At 60.1% G+C, this 4,485-nt stretch carries 3 protein-coding genes and 1 pseudogene; 3 read left to right on the top strand and 1 reads right to left on the bottom strand.

What is annotated here, in order from left to right:
* A pseudogene (locus tag ACESMB_RS14790) lies at positions 1-243 on the bottom strand (glutamate dehydrogenase); the annotation flags it as partial.
* A 249-nt stretch (positions 244-492) separates the two neighbouring features.
* Here ACESMB_RS14790 and ACESMB_RS14785 point away from each other — a divergent pair.
* The 3 genes from ACESMB_RS14785 to ACESMB_RS14775 form a co-directional block, all read left to right on the top strand.
* A complete protein-coding gene (locus ACESMB_RS14785; protein WP_372971963.1) occupies positions 493-2,508 on the top strand; it encodes a TonB-dependent receptor domain-containing protein in 2,016 nt (671 codons plus the stop codon).
* 209 nt (positions 2,509-2,717) lie between these two features.
* Positions 2,718-3,767 carry an efflux RND transporter periplasmic adaptor subunit gene (locus ACESMB_RS14780; RefSeq protein ID WP_372971962.1) on the top strand — a complete coding sequence of 350 codons (1,050 nt, stop codon included), beginning with the start codon at positions 2,718-2,720 and terminating at the stop codon, positions 3,765-3,767.
* Positions 3,764-4,485, top strand: a 722-nt coding sequence (locus ACESMB_RS14775; RefSeq protein WP_372971961.1) for an efflux RND transporter permease subunit, incomplete at its 3' end; no start/stop codon positions are given. The genes ACESMB_RS14780 and ACESMB_RS14775, both read left to right, overlap by 4 nt.

The following is a 4,485-nucleotide window of genomic DNA, read 5'->3' as shown; positions in this document are numbered from 1 at the left end:
GGCGCGGTTGATGTGGATCTCGCCGCTGTCGTCCTGCCAGGGTACGCGGAAAATGATCTGGCGCTCGGGTTCACAGATGCGCTGGATGATTTTCTTGTCGGCAAACTCCGGGTACTTCACCAGGACCGGCCCCAGTGTTTCAAGAACCTCATGGACAGCCTGGTGAAATTCGCTTTCGCCGGGATTGCGGTGTAGTACGTCCTGGAAGATCGGTTCCAGCTTTTCATCAAGTGCTGCTGTCATGGGAGGTCTCTCGGAATGCGCGTATTGAAGACTGGGCAGAAATCCAGTCGGCCAAAAAAGGGCACTGATTGCACCACAATGGAGCAGTTGTTGGCAAGTGAGGCATAGAGGTATTTGCTTGGCGCCGTGGGGATAACCCCAAAGGGGTGCGGCATTGTGTCTCAAGCCCTAGGGCGTGCGGCGGATTAAACTTCGGCAGGTTTTAAAACATCCCTGAGTGATTCGCGCACCGATAAGGACCCCTCGCAAATGGTTATCAGACACCTTGCCCGTTGTGTAGGCCTGAGCATGGCCGGTTTCGTTGTTATTCCGCTTGTTCACGCGGGGCCTGAACCGTCCAGCGAACCTTTGATAAGGGTTACTGAAGGACGCTCGTCCGAAACTGCCCGGCTGAATGAAGCGTCGATGAAACCGGAGCCTGTGGCGCGCTTGTCCGGCAATCCCTCGGTATCGCTTTCCCGCATGGGTGGCCGAGGGCTCGACCCCGTGGTGCGTGGCCAGAGCCAGGAACGGGTCGACGTACTTCTGGATGGCATCCGTGTGGAGGGCGCCTGCCCCAATCGCATGGATCCGCCAACCAGCCGCCTGAGTGTGGCACTGGCGCCTTTGCTGGAAGTACGCACCAGCAACCAGACCCTGCGCTGGGGCCCGATCACCGGAGGGCAGGTGATCGCGACCACCGCTGCCCCGGCGTTCAATGGTTCCGGGACAACCGGGCACCTGACGGCGGGAGGCGCTGACAACGGTAATGGCAAACTGGTTAACAGCGGAGTCGCTGTTGGCAGCGAGCGTGGCTGGCTGAGGCTGGCCGGTGGCTATGATGAGGCGGATGACTATGAAGATGGTGATGGCAACGAGGTTCGCAGTGCTTACAAAAATGCTGAGGCGCGGATGGATGCGGCCTGGAAAGCGGATAACGGTTTTTACATCAAGGGCCTGGTAAGCCGCCAGGAAGAAAGGGATGTAAAGTACGCCGGCTCTGGCATGGATGCCCCGGAAACTGATACCGACATTCTTCGGCTGGAACTGGGCTCGCCAGTGGCCAGCGGAGACTGGAACCTGCTGGCCTGGCAGGCAGACGTGGACCACATCATGGATAATTTCAGCCTTCGCGAATCCGGTATGAAAATGCTGACCGCATCGGAAACGGAAACCCGGGGCCTGCGAATGACCCTGGATCAAAGTCCGGATGCCGTAACCGACTGGGCGATCGGGGCCGATGTTGAAACCAACAACTGGCACGCGGAGCGATTTGGCGGTGCCAGTCTCGATAGTCTTACCTCCGTGCTCTGGCCCGATGTGGATCGCGACCGCTTCGGTGTCTTTGCCGAGCGGTTCTATCGGGTGGCACCTTCGCTGCAGCTGGGCGGGGGAGTTCGGTACGACCGTGTTGATATGTCTGCCTCTGCCTCCGGCAAGGAGTTCGGCAGCGGCATGATGGCCATGTCAGCCGCAGAGACCTATGAATCGGTATACGGCACCACCAATACCGACGTTACCGATGACAATGTCAGTGGCTTTATCAGTAGCGACTGGCGCTTCTCTTCCATCCAGTCGATGGTGGTTACGGCGAGTCACAGTGTTCGCAGCCCGGGCGTGACTGAGCGGTATATTGCAAGCTGGAACAACATGGACTCCTCAAAGCGCTGGGTGGGTAACCCGGCCCTGGACACCGAGAAACATCACAAGATTGAACTGGCCATGCCGGGTCGCAGCAATGGCTGGCACTGGCGCCCTGCGGTGTGGGTTGATCAGGTGGATGATTTTGTACTCCGTACCCGAAACAGCGACCAGGTCAGCGTCTACCGTAATATTGATGCCCGCCTGCTTGGTGCAGAGGGCGAGTTAGGATGGAGCAACGGTGCCTGGAGTGTCAACAGCAGCCTGGCGCTTGTCCGGGGTGAAAACCGTGACGACGACAAATCCTTGCCCCAGATTCCTCCCGTACAGTTTGTCCAGACAGTTGGTTGGCAAAATCTTGGCCACGTCGTCGAACTGGAATGGGTGCTCGCTCGCCGGCAGGACCGCGTTGACCTCGAGTCCGGTCAGGACCCCGGTACCTCACCGGGTTATGGCGTGCTTAATCTTTCCGGCAGTCACCCGCTGGCAGATAGCCTGAGCCTGAGCTGGGCTGTGGAAAACCTGTCTGATAACACCTGGGCGCCCCATGTTAGCCGGGCCAACACGGATCCGTTCAATCCGGAGGCTGTGCGGGTCAATGAGCCAGGGCGCACCCTGCGTGCCGCGTTGACAGCCAGGTGGTAAGTCCGCAAACGCTGGTCGGCTGACGTCGTTCAGAACAGAGTCATGGCGGTGGCCCGCTCCTTATAGCAGGCGGGCACCATTGCGCCCCGTGTGGAACCCACGCCTCCATTCGGGGCTTTTTTTGTCCATGCTCAATGTAAGGCTTTCAGCCACCTGTTAAACTTTGGTAAATAAATGGAATAATCTTATAACTATTCTGTGAGGTTGGCATGGGGCATCCCGGTCGCGTTCTGTTCACTCTGTTAACGATGATACCTTTGCTGGCAGCGGCACAGCCGGCCGCGGAACCGGTTGAACGGCGCAGTTTCCATGAAACCATTCATCTGGACGGCGTTATCGAGGCGGTTCAGCAAAGCACCGTCTCTGCCCAGACCAGCGGGGCTGTTCGCAGCCTGCCTTATGATGTTGATGACTCGGTTGCCGCCGGGGACCTGATCGTTCAGTTGGAGGACAGTGAACAGCGCTCCAGGCTTCGTCAGGCGCAGGCGGGACTGGAGGAGGCGGAAGCATCGCTGTCCGATGCGCGGCAACAGTTTGATCGCATCGAAGCGGTTCACGAACGGGGCCTGGTGTCCCGCCAGGAGTTCGATCAGGCGCGTAACAATCTGTCTGCAGCGCAGGCACGAGTGGAACGCGCCACTGGCGCCGTTTCCGAAGCCCGGGAGCAGTTGTCCTATACCCGGGTGGAAGCGCCCTACGGTGGCATTCTCACCGAACGCCATGTGGAGGTGGGGGAGTCCGTAAATCTCGGTCAACCTCTCCTCAGCGGATTGTCCCTGGAGCAGCTTCGCGTGGTAGTGGACCTGCCACAGAAGTACGCCGAACTGGCCCGTACCGAGCGGCAGGCACGGGTTACCCTCGCCGATGGTCGGGTGCTGGAAACCGGTGAGATGACGTTCTACCCCTATGCCAACCCGCAAACCCACACGTTTCGCCTGCGGATGCGCCTGAATGAGCCCAACGGGGCCCTGTTTCCCGGCATGCTGGTGAAAGTGGGCGTGCCGGTTGCCAGCCGCGAGGCGCTCTGGGTGCCCGCCAGCAGCCTGGTTCAGCGCAGCGAGTTGAGGGCGGTGTTTGTGCTGGATGATCAGGACCGGCCGCGGCTGCGCCAGGTACGCACCGGGGTGAGGGATGACGGCAGGCTCGAGATCCTGGCGGGCCTGAGCGAAGGCGAACGCGTCGTCACAAACCCTTCCGGGCTGGTGGGCAGTGAGCGCCTGAATCTGGTCAAAGGTTCGGGTGAGGAGTCGCCCCAGTGAGCCGTGATTTACCCCCCGTCGGTCCATCTGGAGCTATTGCCCGGGTTTTCCAGAACAATCACCTCACGCCCCTGCTCGCCATTCTCGCGATCATACTTGGTGTGCTGGCGGTGGTGGTCACCCCGAAAGAGGAAGAGCCCCAGATCGACGTCACCATGGCCGATATCATGGTGGCTTTTCCTGGCGCCAGCACCCGCGAGGTGGAAAGCGCCATCGCCACGCCCGCCGAACAGGTGATGAGCGAGATCGAAGGCGTGGAGCACGTCTATTCCGTGTCTCGCCAGGGCAGGGCGGTGATTACGGTCCAGTTCGAGGTGGGTATTCCACGCCAGGAAGCACTGGTCCGGCTCTACAACCAGGTGTATTCGAACCAGGACTGGTTGCCCGCCAACCTTGGCGCAAGCCAGCCGGTGATCAAGCCCAAAGGCATCGATGACGTTCCGGTCATGACCCTGACGTTGTACGATCCGGCCAATGGTCAAACCGGCGAGGAACTCACCCGCCTGGCCCACATGCTGGAAGTGGCCCTGAAACGGGTCCCGGGCACCCGGGATGTCTACACCACCGGCGGCATCCCGGATCGGGTTGATGTCCGCTTTGACCCGGCGTTGCTGGCGGGTTTCAACCTGACCGTCGATGATATCCGCAATGCCGTGTCCGCGGCTAATACCAGCAGCCAGGAAGCCAGGGTAACCCGGGACAACGTGTCCATACCGGT

Origin of the sequence: Marinobacter sp. (assembly GCF_041686475.1) — a bacterium.
In the GTDB taxonomy this organism is placed as follows: Bacteria; Pseudomonadota; Gammaproteobacteria; order Pseudomonadales; family Oleiphilaceae; genus Marinobacter.
The sequence above is the reverse complement of the archived record's forward strand: the minus strand, read 5'-3'. Positions and strand labels throughout refer to the sequence as shown.